The sequence below is a fragment of the Amycolatopsis granulosa genome, from assembly GCF_011758745.1.
Lineage (GTDB): Bacteria > Actinomycetota > Actinomycetes > Mycobacteriales > Pseudonocardiaceae > Amycolatopsis_E > Amycolatopsis_E granulosa.
On record NZ_JAANOV010000001.1, the window covers coordinates 3,473,782 to 3,497,110 of the forward strand.

21 protein-coding genes are annotated in these 23,329 nt (G+C 71.2%); 11 read left to right on the forward strand and 10 right to left on the reverse strand.

Annotated elements, in window-relative coordinates:
• The first annotated feature begins 179 nt into the window (after positions 1 to 179).
• Both FHX45_RS16950 and FHX45_RS16955 read left to right on the forward strand, forming a co-directional pair.
• Positions 180 to 1,712 (forward strand): DHA2 family efflux MFS transporter permease subunit, encoded by a 1,533-nt coding sequence (locus FHX45_RS16950; RefSeq protein ID WP_167102597.1) that lies wholly within the window; start codon positions 180 to 182, stop codon positions 1,710 to 1,712.
• Between the two features lie 112 nt (positions 1,713 to 1,824).
• On the forward strand, positions 1,825 to 3,477 hold the full coding sequence (locus tag FHX45_RS16955) for a Na+/H+ antiporter (RefSeq protein ID WP_167102600.1): 1,653 nt from the start codon (positions 1,825 to 1,827) through the stop codon (positions 3,475 to 3,477).
• Between the two features lie 134 nt (positions 3,478 to 3,611).
• Here the strand turns inward: FHX45_RS16955 and FHX45_RS16960 are convergent, their stop codons facing one another.
• Positions 3,612 to 4,898 carry an adenylosuccinate synthase gene (locus FHX45_RS16960; RefSeq protein ID WP_167102603.1) on the reverse strand — a complete coding sequence of 429 codons (1,287 nt, stop codon included), beginning with the start codon at positions 4,896 to 4,898 and terminating at the stop codon, positions 3,612 to 3,614.
• A gap of 138 nt (positions 4,899 to 5,036) precedes the next feature.
• Between FHX45_RS16960 and FHX45_RS16965 the strand changes: the two genes are divergently transcribed.
• The 5 genes from FHX45_RS16965 to FHX45_RS16985 all read left to right on the forward strand — a co-directional run bounded on the left by FHX45_RS16965 (position 5,037) and on the right by FHX45_RS16985 (position 10,656).
• Positions 5,037 to 5,621, forward strand: coding sequence for a hypothetical protein (locus tag FHX45_RS16965; protein ID WP_167102605.1), 585 nt, complete (start codon positions 5,037 to 5,039; stop codon positions 5,619 to 5,621).
• A 93-nt stretch (positions 5,622 to 5,714) separates the two neighbouring features.
• Positions 5,715 to 7,325 carry an ABC transporter substrate-binding protein gene (locus tag FHX45_RS16970; RefSeq protein ID WP_341771495.1) on the forward strand — a complete coding sequence of 537 codons (1,611 nt, stop codon included), beginning with the start codon at positions 5,715 to 5,717 and terminating at the stop codon, positions 7,323 to 7,325.
• Entirely contained in the window at positions 7,322 to 8,269 is a 948-nt protein-coding gene (locus FHX45_RS16975) for an ABC transporter permease (RefSeq protein WP_167102608.1), read from the forward strand. The genes FHX45_RS16970 and FHX45_RS16975 overlap by 4 nt, the downstream gene beginning before the upstream one ends.
• Positions 8,262 to 9,098, forward strand: a complete 837-nt coding sequence (locus FHX45_RS16980) for an ABC transporter permease (RefSeq protein ID WP_167102611.1) — start codon at positions 8,262 to 8,264, stop codon at positions 9,096 to 9,098. The genes FHX45_RS16975 and FHX45_RS16980 overlap by 8 nt, the downstream gene beginning before the upstream one ends.
• Positions 9,091 to 10,656, forward strand: coding sequence for a dipeptide ABC transporter ATP-binding protein (locus tag FHX45_RS16985; RefSeq protein WP_167102614.1), 1,566 nt, complete (start codon positions 9,091 to 9,093; stop codon positions 10,654 to 10,656). The genes FHX45_RS16980 and FHX45_RS16985 overlap by 8 nt, the downstream gene beginning before the upstream one ends.
• A 57-nt stretch (positions 10,657 to 10,713) precedes the next feature.
• On the opposite strand, the gene FHX45_RS16990 is transcribed toward FHX45_RS16985, so the two are convergent.
• The 4 genes from FHX45_RS16990 to FHX45_RS17005 form a co-directional block, all read right to left on the reverse strand.
• Positions 10,714 to 11,382 carry an Abi family protein gene (locus FHX45_RS16990; RefSeq protein ID WP_208405958.1) on the reverse strand — a complete coding sequence of 223 codons (669 nt, stop codon included), beginning with the start codon at positions 11,380 to 11,382 and terminating at the stop codon, positions 10,714 to 10,716.
• Between the two features lie 302 nt (positions 11,383 to 11,684).
• Positions 11,685 to 13,547: an FAD/NAD(P)-binding protein gene (locus FHX45_RS16995; protein WP_167102616.1), complete on the reverse strand. Its 1,863-nt coding sequence runs from the start codon at positions 13,545 to 13,547 to the stop codon at positions 11,685 to 11,687.
• A gap of 57 nt (positions 13,548 to 13,604) precedes the next feature.
• Positions 13,605 to 14,255 carry a TetR/AcrR family transcriptional regulator gene (locus FHX45_RS17000; protein ID WP_167102619.1) on the reverse strand — a complete coding sequence of 217 codons (651 nt, stop codon included), beginning with the start codon at positions 14,253 to 14,255 and terminating at the stop codon, positions 13,605 to 13,607.
• Positions 14,256 to 14,467: 212 nt separating this feature from the next.
• Positions 14,468 to 14,875 carry a DUF3151 domain-containing protein gene (locus FHX45_RS17005; protein ID WP_167102621.1) on the reverse strand — a complete coding sequence of 136 codons (408 nt, stop codon included), beginning with the start codon at positions 14,873 to 14,875 and terminating at the stop codon, positions 14,468 to 14,470.
• Between the two features lie 222 nt (positions 14,876 to 15,097).
• On the opposite strand from FHX45_RS17005, the gene FHX45_RS17010 reads away from it, so the two are divergent.
• The gene (locus tag FHX45_RS17010) at positions 15,098 to 16,279 is read left to right on the forward strand and encodes a hypothetical protein (protein ID WP_167102624.1); all 1,182 of its coding nucleotides are present in this window, start codon (positions 15,098 to 15,100) and stop codon (positions 16,277 to 16,279) included.
• On the opposite strand, the gene fbaA is transcribed toward FHX45_RS17010, so the two are convergent.
• Together fbaA and FHX45_RS17020 are read right to left on the reverse strand one after the other, a co-directional pair.
• Positions 16,272 to 17,303, reverse strand: coding sequence for a class II fructose-bisphosphate aldolase (gene fbaA, locus FHX45_RS17015; RefSeq protein ID WP_167102626.1), 1,032 nt, complete (start codon positions 17,301 to 17,303; stop codon positions 16,272 to 16,274). The two genes, FHX45_RS17010 and fbaA, sit on opposite strands and share 8 nt — an antisense overlap.
• 148 nt (positions 17,304 to 17,451) lie before the next feature.
• Entirely contained in the window at positions 17,452 to 18,279 is an 828-nt protein-coding gene (locus tag FHX45_RS17020; protein WP_167102629.1) for an LLM class F420-dependent oxidoreductase, read from the reverse strand.
• Between the two features lie 50 nt (positions 18,280 to 18,329).
• Between FHX45_RS17020 and FHX45_RS17025 the strand changes: the two genes are divergently transcribed.
• A complete protein-coding gene (locus tag FHX45_RS17025) occupies positions 18,330 to 19,253 on the forward strand; it encodes an aldo/keto reductase (protein ID WP_167102632.1) in 924 nt (307 codons plus the stop codon).
• Positions 19,254 to 19,268: 15 nt separating this feature from the next.
• Here the strand turns inward: FHX45_RS17025 and FHX45_RS17030 are convergent, their stop codons facing one another.
• The 3 genes from FHX45_RS17030 to FHX45_RS17040 are packed head-to-tail and all read right to left on the reverse strand — an operon-like array spanning position 19,269 to position 20,733.
• Positions 19,269 to 19,925, reverse strand: a complete 657-nt coding sequence (locus tag FHX45_RS17030; RefSeq protein ID WP_167102635.1) for a hypothetical protein — start codon at positions 19,923 to 19,925, stop codon at positions 19,269 to 19,271.
• Positions 19,926 to 19,952: 27 nt separating this feature from the next.
• Positions 19,953 to 20,324 (reverse strand): hypothetical protein, encoded by a 372-nt coding sequence (locus FHX45_RS17035; protein ID WP_167109094.1) that lies wholly within the window; start codon positions 20,322 to 20,324, stop codon positions 19,953 to 19,955.
• A gap of 37 nt (positions 20,325 to 20,361) precedes the next feature.
• Positions 20,362 to 20,733 (reverse strand): roadblock/LC7 domain-containing protein, encoded by a 372-nt coding sequence (locus FHX45_RS17040; RefSeq protein ID WP_341771496.1) that lies wholly within the window; start codon positions 20,731 to 20,733, stop codon positions 20,362 to 20,364.
• Between the two features lie 550 nt (positions 20,734 to 21,283).
• Here FHX45_RS17040 and FHX45_RS17045 point away from each other — a divergent pair.
• Positions 21,284 to 22,270, forward strand: coding sequence for a helix-turn-helix transcriptional regulator (locus FHX45_RS17045; protein ID WP_167102637.1), 987 nt, complete (start codon positions 21,284 to 21,286; stop codon positions 22,268 to 22,270).
• 111 nt (positions 22,271 to 22,381) lie between these two features.
• Complete coding sequence (locus FHX45_RS17050) at positions 22,382 to 23,320, forward strand: alpha/beta fold hydrolase (RefSeq protein ID WP_167102640.1); 939 nt, start codon at positions 22,382 to 22,384, stop codon at positions 23,318 to 23,320.
• The last annotated feature ends 9 nt before the right edge of the window (positions 23,321 to 23,329 follow it).

Below are 23,329 nucleotides of genomic sequence, written 5' to 3' on the forward strand. Positions count from 1 at the left end.
CGTGTCCGGTTTTCCGCGGTTGGTGAACGTGATCCCGAACACCCGAAAAGTCTTCGCGTCATAGCCTGTCGCCCGGCTAGTCTCAATGGGGACTGAGGGGGATCTGTTTCTCGTTCGGGGTTTCCTCCTGCGGTCGGCCCCTTTCCCGTGAGCCTTCGCAACTGGACGGACACCAGCCCATGACCACCATTTCGGACGACAGACCTCCGAACACCGACAAACTCGACAGCGCCGTGCTGAAGGTGGCCGCGGTCGTCGTGCTCGGCGCCGTGATGGCGATCCTCGACACCACGGTCGTCAACGTCGCCCTGCAGGCGCTGACGCTGCAATTCCACACCTCGTTCGACACCATCCAATGGGTCGCCACCGGCTACATGCTGGCGCTGGCCACGGTCATCCCGGTCACCGGCTGGGCGTGCGACCGGTTCGGCACCAAGCGGCTGTACATGCTGGCGATCGCGTTCTTCCTCATCGGCTCGGCGCTGGCCGGCGCGGCGTGGAACATCGAGTCGCTGATCGTGTTCCGGGTCCTGCAGGGCCTCGGCGGCGGCATGCTGATGCCCGCCGGCATGACGATCCTGACCAAGACCGCCGGCCCGCACCGCGTCGGCCGCGTCATGGCCGCGCTCGGCGTGCCGATGCTGCTCGGCCCGATCGGCGGCCCGATCCTCGGCGGCTGGCTGGTCGACTCGGTGAGCTGGCGCTGGATCTTCTACATCAACGTGCCGATCGGCGTGGTCGCGATCCTGCTGGCCTGGCGGCTGCTGCCCAAGGACGAGCCGCGCCCGGCGGACAAGTTCGACTTCCCGGGCATGCTGATGCTCTCGCCCGGTCTGGCCGCGCTGATCTACGGCGTGTCGAACATCCCGCACCACGGCGGTGTCGGGGCGACCAACGTGTGGCTGCCCGGCATCATCGGGATCGTGCTGACCGTCGCGTTCGTGGTGCGGGCGCTGAAGGTCCCCAACCCGCTGGTCGACCTCACCCTGTTCCGCAACCGCACGTTCAGCGTGGCGATGGTGACCATGACCCTGTTCATGATCGCCTTCCTCGGCTCGATGCTGATCCTGCCGACGTACTTCCTGCTGGTGCGCGGGGAGAGCGCCCTGCAGGCCGGTCTGCTGCTCGCGCCGCAGGGCATCGGCGCGATGATCACCATGCCGATCGCGGGCAAGCTGGTCGACAAGATCGGCGCGGGCAAGGTCGTGCTGCCCGGTCTGGTGCTGATCATCGCGAGCGTCGCGGTGTTCACCCAGGTCGGTGCCGACACGTCCTACCTGCTGCTGATGGGCGCGCTGTTCGTGATGGGCCTCGGCATGGGCATGACCATGATGCCGATCAGCACCGCGGCGTTGCAGACGCTGACCCAGCGCACCGTGGCCCGCGCCTCGACGGCCATGAACATCGTGCAGCAGACGGCCGGTGCCGTCGGTTCGGCCGTCGTGTCGATCATCCTGGCCAGCCTGCTCGCCGGGAAGTTCGGCGTGCCGACCAGCGACGGTCAGCTGGCGGCGACGGCCGCTCTGATGAACCCGGCCACGCACGACGGTGCCGCCGCGGCCAGCGCCGACGCGTTCGCCTCGACGTTCATCTGGACGCTCGTGCTGGTGGCGCTGTGCCTGGTGCCGGCGCTGTTCCTGCCGAAGAAGCCGGCCCTGCCGCCGGAGGAGGACGCGGCGGAGGACGCTCCGCCCGCGATGCTGATGCACTGACCTCGATCCTCGGCGAAAGGGCCCCGGACTTTCCGGGGCCCTTTCTCGTGCGCCAGGCCCGTGCGGTGCGTCTCACCGGGTGGGGCGCGTGCCGCTGGGTAAGGATGCCGGTATGGAGCTCCTGACCTTGATGGCGGTGCTGGCCGGTGCCCTGGGGCTGACCGCGGTCGCCCGGCGGTTCAACCTGTCGGCACCCCTGCTGGTGGTCGTGGCGGCGCTGGCCGTCTCGTTCGTCCCCGGCGTGCCCCGGGTGGAGATGGAGCCGGAGCTCGTCCTCACCCTGGTCCTGCCGCCGCTGCTGTACTCGACCGCGCGGGAGAGCTCGTTCGCCCAGTTCAAGGCCGCTGCCCGGCCGATCATCGGGCTCGGGGTGGTGCTCGTCGTCATCACGGCGCTGGTCGTCGGGTTCGTCGTGCACCTGTTGCTGCCCGATCTGCCGATGAGCTCGGCGTTCGTGCTGGGTGCCGTGGTCGCGCCGCCGGACGCGGTGACCGCCGCCGCGATCGGCCGCCGCCAGCACCTGCCGCGGCGGCTGATGACGGTGCTCACCGGGGAAAGCTTGGTCAACGACGCCGCCGCGCTGACGCTGTACAAGATCGGGCTCGCCGCGGTCCTCGGCGCCGCCGGGTCGCTCGGCCACGGCTTCCTGGTGTTCCTCGTCGCCGCGGTGCTCGGCATCGGCGTCGGGCTCGCCGCGGCGGTGCTGGTCTCCCTCATCCGGCGCAAGCTCGAGGACCCGCTGATGGAATCGGTCTTCGGCATCATCGTGCCGTTCGCGGTGTACGTGACGGCGGAGCACCTGCACCCGTTCTCGGCGGACTTCAGCGGGTCCGGTGTGCTCGCGGTGGTGGCCGCCGGACTGTACCTCGGCGACCGCTCGCTCTACGCCGGCTCGGCCACGCGCGTGCAGGACTCGTCGATCTGGGCGTCGTTCGACGTGCTGCTCGAGGCGCTCGTGTTCGCGCTGATGGGACTGCAGCTGCCGTTCGTGCTGGCGGGCGTGAGCGCCAACGCGCACGACAACTGGCAGCTGTGGTGGTGCGCGCTCGCCGTGCTCGGCGTAGCGATCGCGATCCGCATCCCGTACGTGTTCCTCAACGCCTACCTGCCCCAGGCGGTCCGGTTCTTCGGCCGGGAACGCGACCGGCCGCCGACCCGGAACCTCCTCGTGCTGTCCTGGGCCGGCATGCGCGGCGTGGTGACGCTCGCCGCCGCGGCCGGTGTGCCACTGCTGACCAACGCCGGGCAGCCGTTCCCCGGCCGCGACGAGATCCAGCTGTGCGCGTTCGTCGTGGCGATCGGGACGGTGCTGGTCCAGGGTCTCACCCTGCCCGTGCTGATCCGCCGGCTCGGCGTGCACGACAAGGACGACGCGGAGCGGGACGCCGAGGAGGAGATGGCGGCCCGCGAGGCGGCGATGCACGCGGCACTGGACCGCCTCGACGAGATGACCCCCGAGCTGGTCGGCAAGCTCGGCATCCCGCAGGAGCGGGCCGAACGCCTCGGCAACCGGCTGCGGGCGCTGGTCGAGACGCGCTACCGCGGTGCGGTGGCGGCGATCTCGCTCAGCGCGGAGGAACGCGAGTCCAGCCCGCACGCCGCGTTCGTCCAGGCGCGCCGCGACCTGCTGCTCGTCCAGCGCGAGACGATGCTGGAGCAACGGGCCGAGGGCAAGCTCGACGACGAGGTGCTGCGCAAGGTCCTGCGCGAGCTGGACCTGGAGGAACTCGCCCTGTCGGACACGCTCATGGCGCGGCTGTCCTGACCTGAGCCGCCCCCGCCGCCGTGTGAGCCACGCACCAGGTCGACGAGCACTGCCCCGTCCGCTGCCCCGTCCTCGACCTCTTCCGCAACCCGACGGCCGACGAGGACTTCACGGGGCTGATCCGACGACGTCGCCTACAGGAACTGGTGGCGGACGATGGTCTGCTCGCGGCCCGGGCCGACGCCGATGGCCGAGACCCGGGCCTGCGACAGCTCCTCGATCCGCTCCACGTAGGCCCGCGCGTTCGCCGGCAGCTCCTCGAACGTCCGGCAGTGCGAGATGTCCTCCCACCAGCCGGGCAGCTCCTCGTAGATCGGCACGGCGTGGTGCACGTCGGTCTGCGTCATCGGCATGTCCTCGGTGCGGAAGCCGTCCACCTCGTACCCGACGCAGATCGGCACCCGATCCAGCCCGGACAGCACGTCGAGCTTGGTGAGGAAGAAGTCGGTGATGCCGTTGACCCGGGTCGCGTACCGGGCGATCACCGCGTCGAACCACCCGGTGCGCCGCGACCGGCCGGTGGTGACACCGAACTCGCCGCCGGCCTTGCGCAGGTGCTCACCCATCGCGTCGTTCAGCTCGGTCGGGAACGGGCCGGACCCGACGCGCGTGGTGTAGGCCTTGAGGATGCCGAGCACGGTCGTGATGCGGCCCGGCCCGATGCCCGATCCGGCGCTCGCGCCGCCCGCGGTCGGGTTCGACGAGGTCACGAACGGGTACGTGCCGTGGTCGACGTCGAGCAGCGTGCCCTGCGACCCCTCCAGCAGCACCGTCTCGCCCCGTTCGAGGGCCTTGTTCAGCTGGAGCCGCGTGTCGGCGATGCGGTGCGCGAACTTCTCGCCCGCGGCCAGCACCTCGTCGGCCACCTGGTCGGCGTCCAGCGCCTTGCGGTTGTAGACCTTGACCAGCACCTGGTTCTTGAACTCCAGGGCCGCCTCGACCTTCTGGCGGAAGATCTTCTCGTCGAGCAGGTCCTGCACGCGGACGCCGACGCGGGCGATCTTGTCCTGGTAGCAGGGGCCGATGCCGCGCCCGGTGGTGCCGATCTTGCGGCTGCCCAGGTAACGCTCCGTGACCTTATCGATCGCCACGTGGTACGGCATGATCAGGTGCGCGTCCGCGGAGAGCAGCAGGCGGCTGGTGTCCACGCCGCGCTTCTCCAGGCCGTCCAGCTCGTCGAGCAGCACACCGGGGTCGACGACCACGCCGTTGCCGATCACGTTGGTGACGCCCGGCGTGAGGATCCCGGACGGGATCAGGTGCAGGGCGAAGTTCTCCCCGTTCGGCAGGACGACCGTGTGACCGGCGTTGTTGCCGCCCTGGTAGCGGACAACCCACTGGACACGGTCGCCGAGCAGGTCGGTGGCCTTGCCCTTGCCTTCGTCCCCCCACTGGGCACCGATGAGCACGATGGCCGGCATGTGACACTCCAGGTATTCGGCAACAGGAAATTCAGCGCAGGCAAATGCCGGTGCATGAGCGTAACGGAGGACCCGGTGGCGCGGGGAACGGTGCTGGCTTGCGGGTCTGGTTCGTCACTCCTTCGCAACGAGCCGGGGGTGCGTGAAGTGCCCGCCGAACCCGGCCGGAACGACGTGGATCCCCTGCTCGAGGGCGCTTCCGGGGAGCCGTTGATCGTCGTGGGGACGGACGCGGACCTGGCGGCGGTCGTGGTGCGGATCATGCGGAAGAACCGGTTGGGGGACACCCCGGTCGGATACGTGCCGGTCGATCCGGCGTCCCCGGCGGCGCGGCTGTGGGGGCTGCCGGCCGACCCGGCGGACGCGCTCGCCCTCGCCCGCGACGGTGAACCGCGGCCCCGGGCGCTGGTGCGTGACGACAGCGGCGGCGTCCTGATGGGTGCCGCGACGATCGGGCCCGTCACCGGAGAAGCGTACTGTGACGACCTGGTCGCGTTCCGTGGCTCGGCGCGGTCGTTCGTCGTCCAGCCCGGCGCCGGTGGCGTGCACGTGCGGGTCGTCCGCGGTCTGCTCCGGCGGACGAGCGAGGTGTCCGGACGGGCCTGCCAGCTCGGCTGCCACCCGGCGACCGTGGTGCAGAACGGGGTGCCGCATCCGCGGCCGCTGACCCGCCGGACGTGGTACCGGCACACCGAGGACCTGCTGGCGATCCACTCCGGATGACGGACGGCCCGCGCGCAGTCAAGGCCGCCCCGGTTTCGGCTCACAGGCTGGGAAGCGGGGTTCAACTGCTGGGTCCGTGCTTAGCGTTGTCCCGTGCCTCCCAGCCTCCCCGCGAAAATCCTGCCCCTCGCCGCTGCCGCCGCGCTGCTCGCGAGCGGGTGCTCCTCCGGCGCGACGACCACGGACGCCGGCCCGCCGCGCCCCGGCGGCACGCTGACGATCGCCGTCGGCTCCAATCCGGACTGCCTCGACCCGCAGCAAACCGGCACGAACGCGGCCCTCAACGTGGGCCGCCAGCTCGTCGACTCGCTCACCGACCAGGACCCGGCCACCGGCGAGATCAAGCCGTGGCTCGCGGAGCGGTGGGAGAGCAACGCCGACTCCACCAGCTTCACCTTCCACCTGCGGTCCGGCGCCACCTTCGCCGACGGCACCCCGCTCGACGCGGCCGCGGTCAAGACCAGCTTCGACGGGGTCAAGGCGCTGGGCACGAAATCCCTGCTGGGACTGGGATACCTCGTCGCGTACCGCGGTGCCACCGTGGTCGACCCGCGGACCGTGCGAATCGACTTCACCGCGCCCAGCGCGCAGTTCCTCCAGGCCAGCTCCACGATGTCGCTCGGCATCCTCGCGCCGGCCGCGTACCGGAAGACCCCGGAGCAGCGGTGCCAGGGCGACGGCCTGATCGGCTCCGGCCCGTTCGTCTTCGACAGCTTCAAGCAGAACGCCGACATCGTGATCACCAAACGCAAGGGCTACGCCTGGGGGTCGTCGCTGTGGCGGCACCAGGGCGAGGCGTACCTCGACCGGATCGACTACAAGATCGTGCCCGAGCCCGGCGTGCGCACCGGCAGCGTGCTGTCCGGCCAGATCGGCGCGACCACCGAGGTCCAGCCGGTGGACGAGGCCCAGTTCCAGGGCAACGGGTTCAGCGAGCAGACCCGGCCGAACCCGGGCATCGTGTTCAACCTGCACGCCAACGTCACCCGCGGTGTCCTCACCGACGACAACGTGCGGCAGGCGCTGGTCAACGGCGTGAACCGGCAGGAGGTGGTCGACACCGTCCTGTCGCCCAACTACAAGCCGGCCACGAGCATCCTGGCCTCCACCACCCCGTTGCACGCCGACCTGTCCGCGCAGCTCGCCTACGACCCGGCGGGTGCCGCGCGGCTGCTCGACACCGGCGGCTGGGTTCCCGGCGCCGACGGCATCCGCACCAGGAACGGCCAGCGGCTGACGGCGACGGTCGTTTACGCCCCGCTGTTCAACCAGAGCCAGAGCGTGCTGGAGCTGATCCAGCAGCAGCTGCGCAGGATCGGGTTCGACCTGGTGCTGGAGCCGCACCCCAACGCCGAGGTCCTGCAGATCCAGCAGGCGAACGGCTACGACCTCCTCTGGTACAACGTGACCCGCGCCGACCCGGACATCCTGCGCAACAACTTCTCCACCAAGGCGGGCAACCGCAGCCGGCTGCAGCCCGGCAACCCGCTCGACGCGGTGCTGGACGCGCAGGCCGCCACGGTCGACCCGGCGGCCCGCCAACAGCCCGTGACGGAGGCGCAGCGGCTCATCGTGGCGAACGGCTACGCGATCCCGGTGTTCGAGCTGACCCAGGTCGTGGCGCTGGGACCGGACGCGCACGCGGTGAACTTCGAGGCGTCCTCGCGGTTGCAGTTGTTCGACACCTGGGTGTCGGGCTCATGAGACGGTACCTGCTGCGCCGGGCCGGGCAGGCCGTCCTCGTGCTGTGGGCGGCGTTCACGGTGTCGTTCGTGATCCTGTACCTGCTACCGGGGGACGCGGTGCTCGCGAAGCTCGGCGGCGCCGACGCCGGCACGGCGCTCACCGCCGAGCAGGTGGCCCGGGCGCAGGCGGAGTACGGGGTGGACGACCCGTGGCCGGTGCAGTACGGAAAGCGCTTGCTCGCCGCGCTGCACGGTGACTTCGGCACGTCGGTCACCACCGGCGACAGCGCCACGCACATGGTGCTCACGGCCCTGCCGCCGACGCTCGCCGTGGCCGGGCTCGGCCTGGTGCTGGCGATCCTGTTCGGCGGCGGTGCCGCCCTCGCCGGCACCTACACCCGGCACCGGTGGCTGGGCACCCTGTTGCAGTCGCTGCCGCCGCTGGGCATCTCGCTGCCGGTGTTCTGGGTGGGCCTGGTGCTGATCCAGATCTTCTCGTTCCAACTGCGGGTACTGCCCGCGCTGGGCAACCACGGTCCGGAGTCGCTGATCCTGCCCGCGATCACGCTCGCGCTGCCGACCGGAGCCGTCATCGGGCAGGTGCTCGCGAAGAGCCTGCGCACGCAACTCGCCGAGCCGTACGTGGAGATCGTGCGCGCCCGGGGCGCGGGGCGGGCCACGGTCCACTTCGGACATGTGCTGCGGAACGCGGCGATCCCGGCGCTGACCATGCTGGGCGTGGTCACCGGTCAGCTGCTGGCCGGCTCGGTGGTGACGGAGACGGTGTTCTCCCGGGACGGCGTCGGCCGCGTCACCACCGCGGCCGTCAACGCGCAGGACGTGCCCGTGGTGCAGGCGGTGATCGTGCTGGCCGCGTTCTGCTTCGTGGTGATCAACCTGGCGGTGGACCTGCTGTACCCACTGCTCGATCCGCGGGTGCGGAGGGAGGCGGCGCATGTCTGACGTCCTCGCGGTGCCCGGCCGCGGCGGGTTCCTGCTGCGGCGGCCCGGTCTGGTGCTGGCCGTGCTGGTGCTCACGCTGGTCGTGGCGTGGGTGCTGGTGCCGTCGCTGTTCACCAGCCACGACCCGCTGGCCGGAGTGCCGCGCGAGAAGCTGCGGGCGCCGTCGGCGGCGCACCTGTTCGGCACCGACGAGACCGGGCGGGACGTGTTCGCGCGGGTCGTGCACGGGGCCGGGATGTCCCTGCGGGCCACGCTGCTCGCGGTGCTGATCGCGCTGGTCGCCGGATCGGTGCTGGGCCTCGTCGCCGGGGCGCGCGGAGGATGGCTGGACTCGGCGCTGATGCGGGTCATGGACGTGCTGCTGGCGATACCGCCGATCCTGCTGTCGCTGGCGCTGGTCACCGCGCTCGGGTTCGGCACCACCAAGGTGGCGCTCGCGGTGGGGGTGGCGAACGTGGCGAACTTCGCGCGGTTGATGCGCGCGGAGGTGATCCGGGTGCGGACCGGCGTGTACGTGGAAGCCGCGCGGGCGAGCGGCGTCCGGTGGTTCGGCGTGCTGGCGCGGCACATCCTGCCCAACGCGGTCGGCCCGGTGGTGGTGCTGGCGGTGCTCACGTTCGGCACCGCGGTGCTGGAGATCTCCGCGCTGAGCTTCCTCGGCTACGGCGCGGCGCCGCCGTCGCCGGAATGGGGGTCGCTGGTGTCCGCCGGCCGCGCGTACCTGGCGAGCGCCTGGTGGATGACCACGTTGCCCGGTCTGGTGATCGCCGCGGTGGTGCTGTCGGCGAACCGGTTGTCGAAGGCCCTGGACGGAGAACGGCATGAGTGAACTGCTGGTGGTGCGGGATCTCGCCGTGTCCTACCGCACGCGGTCCGGTGTGGTGCCGGCCGTGCGGTCGGTCGGCCTGACGGTACGAAGTGGACAGACCGTGGCGGTGGTCGGCGAATCCGGTTCGGGCAAGTCGACCACCGCGCACGCGGTGATCGGGCTGCTGCCGCGTGGTGGGCGCATCGAGGGCGGGTCGATCACCTTCGACGGCCGGGAACTGACCTCGCTGCCGGAGAAGGCGTGGCGCTCGGTGCGCGGCGCGGAGATCGCGTTGATCCCGCAGGACCCGACCGTGTCGCTGAACCCGGTCAAGCGGATCGGCGAGCAGGTCGGTGAGGCTCTGGTCGTCCACGGGCTGGCCACCCGGCGCGCGGCCCCGGCGCAGGCCGTCGAGTTGCTGGCGCGGGCCGGGATCGACAACCCGGGGTTGCGGGCGCGGCAGTACCCGCACGAGCTGTCCGGCGGGCTGCGGCAGCGCGCGCTGATCGCGGCGGCGCTGGCCGGCCGGCCCAGGCTGATCATCGCCGACGAGCCGACCAGCGCGCTGGACGTAACGGTGCAGCGGCGCATCCTGGACCACCTCGCGGAGCTGGCCGTGGAGGAGAACCTGGCGCTGCTGCTGATCACCCACGACCTGGGGGTCGCGGCCGACCGGGCGGACGAGATCGCGGTGGTGTCGCAGGGCCGGTTGGTGGAGCGGGCGCCGAGCGCGGAGCTGCTGGCCGCACCGGCGCAGGATTACACGCGGCGGCTGTTGGCGGCGGCACCCAGCCTGTCGACGGAACCGCTGCGGTCACGCCGCGCGGCGGGGACGGCGCTGGTCCGGGTTTCGGGACTGCGCAAGGACTTCGGCGCGATCCGGGCGGTGGACGATGTGTCGTTCGAGATCCCGCGCGGGCAGACCTTGGCGCTGGTCGGCGAATCCGGGTCGGGTAAGTCCACGACGGCGCGGATGGTGCTGCGGCTCGCGGAACCGTCCGCGGGCACGGTGTCGTTCGACGGTGTGGACGTGACCGCCGTGCGCGGCGCGGAGTTGCGGCGGCTGCGGCGGCGGATGCAGCTGGTGTACCAGAACCCGTACGCGTCGCTGAACCCGAAGCTCACGGTGTCCCAGATCGTGTCGGAGCCGTTGCGGGCGTTCCGGGCTCCCGGGCGTCCCGAGGAGCTGCTGGACCAGGTGGCGTTGCCGGCGTCGATGCTGCGGCGCAGGCCGGCGGAGCTGTCCGGCGGGCAGCGGCAGCGGGTGGCGATCGCGCGGGCGCTGGCACTGCGCCCGGAACTGGTCGTGCTCGACGAGCCCGTGTCGGCCCTGGACGTGTCCGTGCAGGCCCAGATCCTGGAGCTGCTGGTCCGCCTGCAGGACGAGCTCGGGCTGACGTACCTGTTCATCTCGCACGACCTGGCGGTGGTGCGGCAGGTGGCCGACCACGTCGGCGTGATGCGCGCGGGCACCTTGGTGGAACACGGCCCGGCCGGCCAGGTCCTGCGAGAGCCGCGGCACGCCTACACGAAGGAACTGCTGAACGCGATCCCCGGGCGGGTGTCGGAGGTGGCCTGACCGCCTGCAGTGCGGGGTGGCGGCCGGTCTGAGCAGGCGCCGGGTGCGGCGGGCGGTTCAGGGATGCGGACGTGGGACCGGGCAGGTGAGCAGTACCGCGGAGATGCGGCATCGCTTTGCGACCCAGCTGTGCAGGTGGGGGTCGATGTAGGTGAGGACGTCATAGATGTCCTGCTGGCGCTGGGTCAGCTCCTTGTTCCAGATCGGTTCATGGTGAGCGAGCCGGTTGCGGAACTGGTGAAGGCGCTTGATCGGCTGCTCGATCGTGTGCCGGGCGCGGCTCGGGGCGTGTGGGAACCCGCTGGCCAAACTGGGCCACAGGGTGGTGTTGTACTGCTTGGCCAGCAGATACCGCCAAAATCCGAAGGTCAGTTCCGAGATGGTCTGGCCTGCGCCGGCGTGCTTTCCCTTGCGCCGGACCCGCTGACGGGCCTTTCGGATCTCCTCCCGCGCGGTCGTGTCGAGGTCCTGGCTCGGGTCGTCGAGCCACGAGCCGGGACGGCCCTTCGTCTGGTGCCGCACGGCCAGCCTGCTCGCCAGGACGTTGCGCAGCGCGATTTCCAGGTGGCCGAGGGTTTCCCAGTAGGCGGAGCCCGCCAGCGAGTTCCACGCGTAGAGTTCCAGGGCGGCGGCGCGGTCGTAGTGGCATTTGACCAGGTAGTCGGCCATTCGTGGGGTGCTCATCACAGCCAGCACGGCAGTGTTCGTTTGGTGATCCCCAGTCACGTCGGGTATTGTATTCGGTGAAGACCGCTGAACGGTCCCTGGTGACTCTGAACAGGGTGGGCCACACCGCTGCGGTTGTGCTTCAGAAGGCGCCGCCCGATGGGCGGTGCCTTCTTGTTTCTGCAGCTCCACGGCCTTGATCAGCACTGGTGGGCTCAACCTTCGAGCGGACGTCGGCGAGCCGGCGTTCTCGCCAGTTCGTTCCAGGTCCGCACCTGGTGCCCCGGGCCGCGGCGGGTCGCCGACCGCTGGTACCCGGTCGGCGGCCCGCGGCGGCTGATCGCGGTTCCCGCCGCGACGTGCTACTCCGCGACCCCGTCACGCGGTTCCCGCACCACGCGCAGGATTTCCCGCGCCGCGGCGTCGTTCTGCCGGAACGACGGGCCGTTGGTCCGCGGCCGGGTGAACGCGGCCGCCGAGCGGGCGCTCGTGTGCGGGCCCAGCGCGAACCGCCGCGGTTGGGGCCTGCCCAGCGCGTCCAGCAAGCGGCCGTCCGACACCCGCGTGTGGATCAGTCCCGACGGCAGGTCCCGCACCCGCTCCTCGGCCAGCTCGCCCGCGCCCCGGAGCTGCGCCAGCAACCCGTCCGAGGCACGCGAAACGCTCGGCGGCGGCAACCGCGCCTCGATCAGCGTCCGGGCCGTCACGGAGCCCGGAAAGCTGCCCGAGGACGCCACGAAGCCGTCCTCACCGAGCGAGATCCGGACGTCCGCCCCCAGGAACGACACCACCCCGGCCTGGTGCAACGCCAGCAGCTCGTGCAACCGGCGGGGCGGGGGACCGCTCGCGTAGTAGGAGAAGAACCCGTGCCACCAACCGTCCACGTCGGACACGTCAAGCCTGCCGGAGGCCATCAGGGCCGGCATCTGCTGGTACACCGACAGCAGGGCCATGAACGCACCCAGGTCCGCGGAGTACCGGGCATCCGCCCGCCGCGCCAGGTCGGCCTCCACATAGGACCGCAGGTACTTCCCGAACTCCTCCGCCGAGCCGAACCGCAACCCGGCCAGCGGGCGGTCCAGCCGGTCGAGGTCGAGCCGGTCCTCCTCGGCCGGCACGGCGCGCCGCACCAGCGCCTGCATCTCGCCGCTGTCCCAGTCGAACGCGGCGAATCCCCGCGCGAACTCGGCGAAGGGCACCAGCACCCGGGACGGATGGCCGGTGAACAGCTCGCTGTAGTACCCCCACGCGAGCTCCTTCGCCACGTGCGGCCACACGTCCGCGCGGAAGTCCAGGTGCCGCTCCCGCGCCAGCAGCTCCGCCACCCGCGCCTGGTCGAAGAACCGCGGCAGCTCCAGCGGTGCGCCCTGCAACCGGTAACCGGGCTTCGCGTGGTAGGGCACCCCGCGCCGGGACCCGATGTGCAGCACCGGTTCCGCGCCGCTGCGCTGGTACACCAGGCCGCCCGCGCGCTCGGTGAACCGCCCGCCGCGACCCTCGGTCAGCAACAGCATCAGGTCGACGAACGCCAGCCCGAACCCGCGCACCAGCACCGGTTCGCCCGGCGCGACGTGCTCGTAGTCGACGTCGGCGGTGTAGCCGGCCGGGTAGTAGGCCAGCCCGTGCCGCGCCGCGAACCCGGCCAGTTCCCGCTCAACCGAACCCGGGTCGGCGTCGAGGTGCCCGACCGTCAGCACCACCGCGTCCGCGTCGAGCGGCTCGGCCACGCCCGCGAGCCACACCCGCGTCCCGTCGATCCGCGTCACGCGCGTGCGGTGCTCCACCACCTCGATGCCGCGGGGTAGCCCGGCCAGCACGTGCCGGTACACCCAGTCCAGGTAGGCGCTGGTCAGCCGCCGGGTGGGAAAGGACGTACCGCGCAACGCGTCCAGCTCGTCCCGCAGGTCCGCCGGCACGTCGTAGCCGATCCGCCCGTTGCGCACCTCCTGCGCCCACTGCCACAGCGACGGCCCGCTCCGCACCGGGCCGGTCATCGTGACCGAGTCGTCGGTGAACATCGTGACGTCCTCGGCCATCGAGTTCATCCGCAGCAGCGGCGACTGCTCGTACCGCCAGATCCGGCCCGCGCCGGGCGGGAACGGGTCGATCAGGTGCACCACCAGGCCCGCGGGCCCGAGCAGCTCGGCCGCGTTGGCGGACAGCCGTTCCAGCACGCCGATCCCACGCGGCCCCGCCCCCACGATCGCGAGCTGAGACGGCGCCATGTCCCCGACGCTACGGAAAAACCGGCACGGCCGACCGGTCTCCCGCATCCTGGACGCCTACCGGACCCGCGCGATGACCTCCGGGGCGCGGCGGTAGAGCCGCAGCACGCCACCGATGGTGAACTCGGTGAGCAGGTCGATGAGCGCGTCCCGGTCCGGCGCCGCGCCGTGCCAGTCCATCCCCACGAGCGACTCGACCATCGCGAAGTACATCGTGACCAGCGCGGTGTCCGCGCGGCCCGGCTCGACGCCGAAGGCCGCCCACCGCTGCCCGCTCGCCTCGGTGTAGACCCGCGCCAGCCGCTCCCTCAGCCGGGACAGCGCCGGGTCGCCCGCGCGCTCGGCCTCCTGCAACAGCGGCAGCACGCCGGGGTGCTCGGCGACGAAGTCGAACAGGTTCGCGTAGTTCTTGCGTGCCCAGCTCGTCAGGTCCAGGTCGGCGTCGCTCGCGCCGGCCGTGGCGATCGCGGCGTACGCCTGCTCCTCCGCCTGTTCGAGGACGGCCGCGAACAACGCGTGCTTGTCGCCGTACACCTCGTAGACCGCCTGCCGGGTGAGGCCCGCCTCGCGCGCGATGTGCTCGATCGTGGCGCCCGCCAGGCCGCTCGTGGCGAACACGTGCGCCGCGGCGGCGAGGACGAGCGCCCGCTGTTCGTCGACCGGCACCTTCCGGGGCCGGCCGGGTCCACGCTTCCGGGGCACCGACATGACTGCCACCTCACCCGGTTTCCGACCTGACCGCCGGAAACCGGCTCGCCGTTCCGGGGCGCCCGCGAGCGCCGTGACGTCCTGCCACTCGCGCAGTGACAGCAACCCCATCATCCGTCACGTACGGAGCCGGTTCGTCCCGGCCCGGCGAGGCTCGCGGCCGGAAAAGGGGCCGCGAGCCGTCGCCGGGGCGGCGTTGTGGTGGGCCGGGCCTACTGGAGGCCGGTCGCCGCGGCGGCCGCCGGGTCGGAGTCGGCGATGAACTTGCGGCAGCGCTCGTACTCCTCGGTCTCGCCGAGGCGCTGGGCGGCCTTGGCCAGGGCCGCCAGGGCACGCAGGAAGCCCTGGTTGGGGCGGTGGTCCCAGGGCACCGGGCCGAAGCCCTTCCACCCGGCGCGGCGCAGCTGGTCCAGCCCGCGGTGGTAGCCGGTGCGGGCGTAGGCGTAGGCGGGGACGAACTCACCCGCCTCCAGCGACCGCTCGGCCAGGGCCGCCCACGCCTCGCTGAAGTCGGGGTGCTCGGCGGCCACGTCGGCCGGGTCGGTGCCCGCGTCCATCGCGGCCTGTGCGTCCACCCGGTCGGGCAGCCGGGTGGGGTCGGGTTCCAGCAGGTTCGTCATGGTGCCCAGTATCGGCGGCTCACACGAACAGGCTCGCGAGGACCCCGCTGCCGAGGAGGACGAGGGCGGCGATCAGAACCGCGGCGACGAAGCGTTTCGGCATCACGGCCCGACACGATGCCCGGCGGCGGCCGCCCGGCGCAAGCGAGTCACGCCTCAGGGTGAACCCTGATTTTCGCTCGTCCCGCTCCACCGGCGGCGGCGACCATGGATGATGTCCGCATGACGAAGGCGCTCGAGGGGGCTGCCGAGGGTGCCGCCGTGCCGCGCGGACCCATCGGCAGGACGAAGCTGTTTTTCGCCACCCACTGGGAGCGGGGCGCGCCGGGACGGCCCACGCCGGAGTGGGTGCTGCGGTTCGCGTACGGGATGTGGCTGGTCGCGTTCGCCTTCAAGGTGCTCGGCTCGTCGTGGGACATGTCGTGGCACTTCAAGTTCATCCGCGACGACTTCGCCCCGCCGCACCTGATCAACACCGTGGGCACCGGCATCGTCATCGTCCTCGTCGCGATCCACAGCTACACCGGCCTCGGCTGCGACCGCCGTTCGCTGCGGCTGATGCAGGCCGGGCTGGTGATGTTCCTGATCGCGGCGCCGCTGGACGTCATCAACCACCGCATCAGCGGGCTCGACCTGACCGCGTGGAGTCCCACGCACATGCTGCTCTACATCGGCACCGGCGTGATGCTCGCCGGTGTCCTGGACGGCTGGATGAAGTCCGCGCCCCCGGGCCGGTTCCGCACGCTGGTGCTGACCGGGCTGTGGGTGTTCTTCCTGGAGAACACGTTCTTCCCCAACGGCCAGCAGGAGTACGGCATCCTCAGCCTGCGGGCGTGGGAGCGCGGTGCGCCGGAGGCCGAGCCGTCGCTGCTGAGCTTCGCCGCCCAGCAGATCGGTCACCCGGTGGACCGGGCGGCGGTGCTGCACTTCGCGATGCCGATCGCCGACTGGGTCTACCCGTTGTGGGGCGTGGGGGTGACGGCACTGGTCCTGGTGATCGCCCGGCACACGATCGGCCGGGCGTGGGCGGCGACCGCGGTGGCCGCCGTGTACGTGGCCTACCGCGCGATCATCTGGCCCCTGCTGGTGGCCGGCACGTTCCCGGCCTCGGCGATCCCGTTCTACCTGATCGCCGTGGGGTTCGCGGTGGATGTGGCGTTCCGCGCCGGGCGGGGGCACCGCGTGCTGACCCCGCTGGCCGGCGGGCTGCTGGTGGCCGCGTTCGGGTACGGCGCGCTGTGGCTCCAGTCGCAGCTGCGGCCGTGGCTGCTGGGCGATGCGCACACCGAGTCCGCGCCGCCGTTCGCCTACTGGCCCGCGCTGGCGGTCCTGGTGGGGCTGCCACTCCTGTGGTGGGCCCTCACGCGGCTGGTGAGGACCCACCGGGAGGTACCGGTCAGCTGATCTTCTCCCCCGCCGACTTGAGGTGCTCGGCGGCCTCGACGATCCGCTTGGCCATCGCCTGCTCGGCCTGCTTGAGGTAGCTGCGCGGGTCGTAGGTCTTCTTGTTGCCGACCTCGCCGTCGATCTTCAGGACGCCGTCGTAGTTCTTGAAGAAGTGGTCCGCGATCGGGCGCGAGAAGGCGTACTGGGTGTCGGTGTCGATGTTCATCTTCACCACGCCGTAGGACACCGCCTCGTGGATCTCCTCCAGCAGCGAGCCGGACCCGCCGTGGAAGACCAGCTCGAACGGCTTGCTGCCCTCGGCCAGGCCCAGCTTCTCCGCGGCCACCTGCTGGCCGCGCTTGAGCACGTCCGGGCGCAGCCGCACGGCGCCCGGCTTGTAGGCGCCGTGCACGTTGCCGAAGGTCGCGGCGAGCAGGTAGCGGCCCTTCTCGCCGGTGCCCAGCGCGTCGACGGTCTTCACGAAGTCGCCCTCGGCGGTGTACAGCTTCTCGTTGATCTCGTTCGAGACGCCGTCCTCCTCACCGCCGACCACGCCGATCTCGACCTCGAGGATGATCTTCGCGGCGGCCGCCTTGGCGAGCAGTTCGGCGGCGATCTCCAGGTTCTCGTCCAGGTCGATCGCCGAGCCGTCCCACATGTGCGACTGGAACAGCGGGTTCTGGCCCTTGTTGACGCGCTCCTGGGACAGCGCGATCAGCGGGCGGACGAAGCCGTCCAGCTTGTCCTTCGGGCAGTGGTCGGTGTGCAGGGCGACGTTGACCGGGTACTTCTCGGCGACGACGTGCGCGAACTCGGCGAGCGCGGTCGCGCCGGTCACCATGTCCTTGACCCGGGTGCCGGAGGCGAACTCGGCGCCACCGGTCGAGATCTGGATGATCCCGTCGCTCTCCGCGTCGGCGAACCCGCGCAGGGCGGCGTTGAGGGTTTCCGACGAGGTCACGTTGATCGCCGGGTACGCGAACTCGCCCGCCTTGGCCCGGTCCAGCATCTCCGCGTAGACCTCGGGGGTGGCGATGGGCATCGTGGGTCCTCCTAGCTGTGGTTCGCCTTCCTTGCCCGAATCGTACGAGGTCGGCGGTGGGAGGACAGTGTGCTGGCTCTCTGCCGCGCAGGTCAGGAACGATCAAGTGACCAAAGCCGCTCCGCGGCGGCGGAGCGGCCTCGCGTGATCAGGACAGCAGGGCCTCGCTGACGGCGCGGTAGCCGGGCAGCGGGTCGTCGCCGAGGACCTGGATGCAGACGTGGTCCGCGCCGGCGTCGAGGTGGGCCTGGATGCCGCGCGCGATCGAGTCGATGCCGCCGTGCAGGGCGAGCGCGTCGATCAGCGCGTCGCTGCCGCCGTCGTCCAGGTCGGCCTCGGTGAAGCCGTGGCGGAGCAGGTTGGTGCGGTAGTTGACCAGGCCGAGGTACGGGTGCTGGACGGCGGGGCGCCCGATGGCACGGGCCGTGCCGGGGTCGGTCTCCAGCACGATCTTCTGCTCGGGAGCCAGCAGCACGCCGTCGCCGAGGATCTCCCGTGCCTCCTTGGTGTGGGCGGGCGTGGTCAGGTACGGGTGGGCGCCCGCGGTCCGCTCGGCGGCGAGCTTCAGCACCTTCGGGCCCAGCGCGGCGAGCGCGCGGGCGGCGACCGGCACGCCCGCTTCGTCGAGGCCGTCGAGGTAATCGACGATCTTGTCGTAGGGCTTCTGGTACTCCTGGGTCGCCTCCGGGTGGCCGATGCCGACGCCGAGGAGGAACCGGCCCGGGTGCCGGGCCTCGATGCGGTGGAAGGACGCGCCGACCGTGGCCGCGTCGTCCTTCCACATGTTGACGATGCCGGTGGCGATCGTGATGCGCTCGGTGGCGTCGAGCAGCTCGTCGACGATGTCCAGCCGCCCGTCGGGGGAGCCGCCGATCCAGATCGCGCCGTAGCCGAGTCGTTCGACCTCGCGTGCCAGGTCCGCGTCCAGCTGGTTCCAGCGCCGCCAGATACCGATCTTGCCGAGTTGAATGGCCATGCCCGTGCCAACTCCGGCGGGGGCGCGTGGCATTCCTCTACGTTGGGGTCATGGCGAAAATCGGTGACCTCGAGGTGTATCCGCTCAACCTCGGTGGCAACGTCTTCGGCTGGACCGCCGACGAGCAGCAGTCCTTCGCGGTGCTCGACGCGTACACGGCCGCGGGCGGGAACTTCGTCGACACCGCGGACGTGTACATGGCGCGCGTTCCGGGCAACTCGGGCGGTGAGTCGGAGACGATCATCGGTAACTGGCTGGCGCGCCGTGGCCGCCGGGACGACGTGGTGATCGCCACGAAGGTGGGCGCCTGGGCGGCACGGCCGGGGGTGAGCGCGAAGAACATCCGCGAGGCGGCGGAGGACTCGCTGCGCCGGCTGCGCACCGACCACATCGATCTGTACTACGCGCACAAGGATGTCGGGGACGTGCCGCTCGCGGAGACGCTGGAAGCGTTCGACTCGCTGGTGCGTGCGGGGAAGGTCCGGTACCTGGGGGCGTCGAACTACAGCGCGGAACGGCTGGCCGAGGCGCTGTCCATCGCGGACCGCGAGGGGTTCGCCCGGTACGTCGCGGTGCAGCCGCAGTACAACCTGGTGGAGCGCGGGTACGAGCAGGAGCTGGCCCCCCTCGTGGCGGCGGAGGGGCTGTCCTCGCTGCCGTACTACGGGCTGGCCCGGGGATTCCTGACCGGGAAGTACCGCTCGCGCGAGGCCGGCGGCAGCCCGCGGGCCGAGGGCGCGCTGGCGTACCTGGACGACCGGGGCGAGCGGGTGCTGGCGGCGCTGGACGAGATCTCGGCCGCCCACGGGACCACGCCGGCCGCCGTCGCGCTCGCCTGGCTGGCCGCGCAGCCGACCGTCACCGCGCCCATCGCCAGTGCCCGGAACGTGGACCAGCTGTCGGATTTGCTGGCTTCCGTGGCACTGCGGTTGACCGAGACGGAGCTCGCGGCCCTGGACGACGCGTCGCGGTAGACGCCCGGCCGGTGCTCACCGCGCCACCTCCAGCTCCAGGCCCAGCACGCGCACCGTGCGCCGGCGCCGCAGCCAGCCGCGTCCGGGCGGGGCGTCCGGCAGCTCGTCGAGGAACGCCTTGCGCTGCCCCGGTGTCGCCGAGCGCCAGCGCAGGGACAGCATCGGGCGGACCGGGGCGATGAAGGGCCGCACGCCTTCGTGCGCCTGGTCGAGCCGGTCGTGGTAATCGGGATCGGGGCGGTAGGTGAGGTCGAGGTCGATCAGCGGGTCGGGACCGCCCGCGTGGTGCTGGCACCGCGCGAGCATCCGGGCGAGCTCGTCCAGCGCGATCCGCACCGTGCAGGGCATCTGGTCCCGCCAGCGGCCGGGGAGCGGTGCGTGCACCGGCGCCGCCGCCACGTCCTCCGCGAGCACGATCAGCGCCCGGATCCGGGTGCCCGCGAGCTCGACGAGGACCTGCTGTTCCTGCGGGTGGACGACGAACCGGGCCTCCCGCCCGGCCAGGACCGACCCCGACCGTCCCGCCACCCACTCCTGCGCCTCACCGGGCGAGACGAACGTGAACACCAGCTCGTCGCCGGCGAGGGTCATCGCGACCGGGAACAGGGAACCGAGGTCGTGCATGAACTCCGAGCCGACGACGAGTGCGGCCTTCGAGCCGCCTGTGGTCATCGCCCACTCCTCTTGTGCGAGCGCGGCCTACACCTGCAGGTCGGCTTCGATGCGCTTGAGGTAGTGCCGGGCCAGCGCCAGGTTCGCCCGCTCCCGGTCCAGCACCAGGTACAGGAACATGGACGCGCGGGAGCCGGGCGTGTCCAGCAGCCGGATCAGGTGGTACTGGCGGTGCAGCGTGATCAGGATGTCCTCGATCGAGTCGTTGAGCCCGAGCGACGACATCACGCGCAACTTCGACCGCACGACCTCGGTGTTGCCGGCCGCGGCGATCTCCAGGTCGAACCAGTCGTCGCCCCCGGCGGTGCCGAGCGACATCCCGCTCTCGTAGTCGACCAGCGCGACGCCGAGAGCGCCGGTGATGCTCATGGCTTCCTTGAGCGCGGTGTCGATGTTCATCATGATCAGTTCCTCCTGTAGCTGGTTTCCGTGCCGGCTAGGCGGTCAGGATCGAGGCGATCCGGTCGATGACGGGCCGGGTCTCGAACAGCAGGCGCCCGACGTTCAGACCCTTGTCCCCCAGCACCACCATCAGCGCGATCCGGCCGATGGCGTAGACGGCCATGTAGCCGTCGCTGCTGAACACGACGGTCTGGTTCAACGTGCCCTGGCCCGCCAGTTCGGACGCCTGGCGCGCGATGCCCAGGTCGGCGGCGGCGAGCGCGGAGATCTTGGCGGGGTCGATGGTCTCGGCCACGTCGGCGAAGATGCAGATCCCGTCGACCGCCGCCACCACCGTGTCCGTCACCCCGGCGACACTTTCGCGGAGGCCGCGCAATTCGGCGGCGAGCGCGTCGAAGTCCACCACTTGTCCGTCTTTCTCCGTCAGCGGGCGCAAAGTCTCAGGAACGCGACTTTGCGTTCTCTGAACGTCAGAAAAATGGCATAAAAATGGGCGACAGCCGAGTCGAATGACATTCACCCGTTCGAGTGGCGCCTGGATCTAGGACACTACCCCAACCGCACTGAGAGCGCGTGAAGGTGGCCGTGTCTAACAACGTACAACACGAACGGGTGAAATTGATCGCACCAGGTAACGGTAGGTCCGGGTGCTGGTCGTGTGACAATTTCGGCGCGGGCAGGTCAATGGTTTCCGCTTTTCGGCCGCCGACGTGACGTGGCACGACGGTGGTGCTCATTCCGAAAAGGACGGACACGGAGGGGGATTCGAGTACCGCGATGCGCACCGGGCCGCGGCCGCCGGGCGCGGGCCTGGTCCACAGCGTGGAGCAACGGGAATTCGGCCGTTCGGCCCAGTCGCCGCCGCCGTGTGAGATCCGCTACCCCGCCGCGGGCGTGTCGTGGCACGAGCTGGTTCCACTGACGCCGAACGACAGTGGACTGGCAAGCTCACTCGCATGCGCGCGAGCAGACTGGTCTCAGCCCTGTTGCTGCTCCAGACCCGGGGGCGGATGACCGCGCGGCAGCTGGCCGACGAACTGGACGTCTCCGTCCGGACGATCTACCGGGACATGGACGCGCTGTCCGCGGCCGGCATCCCCCTCTACGCCGATGCCGGCCACGACGGCGGCTACCAGCTGCTCGACGGCTACCGCACACGGCTCACCGGGCTGACCACCGACGAGGCCGAGGCGCTGTTCCTGTCCGGGTTGCCCGGGGCCGCCGCGGATCTCGGGCTGGGTGCCGTGCTGGCCACCGCCCAGCTCAAGCTGATGGCCGCGCTGCCGGAGGAGCTGCGCGACCGCGCAGGCCAGCTCCAGCAGCGCTTCCACCTGGACACCTCGGGCTGGTACGCCGACCCGGAGCCCGCCCCGCACCTGGCCGCGGTGGTGCAGGCCACCTGGAACCAGCTCCGGGTCCGGGTGAAGTACCGCAGGTGGGCCGCCCCGCACGAGGTGACCAGGGTCGTCGAGCCCTACGGCGTGGTGCTCAAGGCGGGCCGGTGGTACCTGGTGGGGGGCAGTTCCGGGTCCGTCCGGACCTACCGGGTCTCGCAGATCCTCCGTTTGCAGCCGCTGGCCGAGCGGTTCCCGCGCCCGCCCGGATTCGATCTGGGGCGGCACTGGGACAGCTACCTCGAGGAGTTCGACGCCCGCCGGTACGTGGGCGAGGCGACGGTCCGCATGACGACGTCCGTGTTCGACCGGCTCACGCACCTGCTCGAACCCGATCTGGTGCGTGCGGCGCGGGAACGCGCCGAACCGGACACCGCGGGCTGGATCCGCACGGTCATCCCGATCGAGTCCACGGACCACACCGCCGGGCTGCTGCTCCGGCTCGGCGCCGAGGCGGAGGTGCTCGCACCGGACTCGCTGCGGCAGCGGCTGGCCACCACCGCCGCGACGCTCGCCGAGCTGTACGGCAGGCCCGCGTCCCCGACATGACATCGCATTTCTCGTGATCTTCGCTGACACCAGATGTCAGTGGACCGCCGTTAGCGTCCGGACGCCGGGCCTGCCGCCCGGGTGCACGACGTGGACAGCGAAGGACGAGAAGTGATCCCGGAACACGAGACGTTCGACGGAACCTGGCCGTTCCCGGCCCGCTACTGCGAGGCCGCGGGGTTCCGGCAGCACTACGTGGACGAAGGTCCACGGCGAGGCGGGGAAACCCTGGTGCTGCTCCACGGTGAACCGACCTGGGGCTACCTGTGGCGGCACCTCGTCGGCCCCCTGTCCCGGCAGCACCGGGTGGTCGTGCCCGACCACATGGGCTTCGGCAAGAGCGACACGCCGCCCGGGCGCGGCTACCTCGCCGACGAGCACGTGGACAACCTGGAGCAGCTGCTCGTCGGCGAACTCGACCTGCAGGGGATCACGCTGGTGTTGCACGACTGGGGCGGTCCCATCGGCACCGGTTTCGCCGTCCGGCACCCGGATCGCGTCAGCCGCATCCTCGCCACCAACACCGTGCTGCCCCTGGGGCTGCCGGGCTACGCGGAACTGATGCAGCACAACTTCGCGGACAGCTCGTGGTTCCGCTGGGCGCGGGCCGCGCACGCCGACGGCACCCTGGAAGTCCTGCTCGGCAACGCCGGCCACACGATCACCCACCTGATGCTCGCGTTGCAGACCATCACCCGTCCGCAGATCGTCACCCCGACCTGGGTTCGCGCCTACTCCGCGCACTTCACCGGCCGGGCGCAGTGCCGTGGCGTGATCCGGTTCCCCCAGCAGCTCGTGGCCCCCGACCCGGACGCTCCCGCGCCGGCACCGCCCGACCCGGCGGCCGTGGCGGCGCTGCGGGGCAAGCCCGCGCTGCTCGTGCAGGGGATGCGGGACACCGCGCTCCTGCCGCGCTACACCGTGCCCGCGTTCCGGCTCGGCTATCCCGGCGCCCCGGTCGTCGAACTGCCCCAGGCCGGTCACTTCACGCCGGAGGACGCGCCGGAGACCCTGCTGGCCCTGCTGGACCTGTTCCTCCAGACCACCTGACCCGCGCTT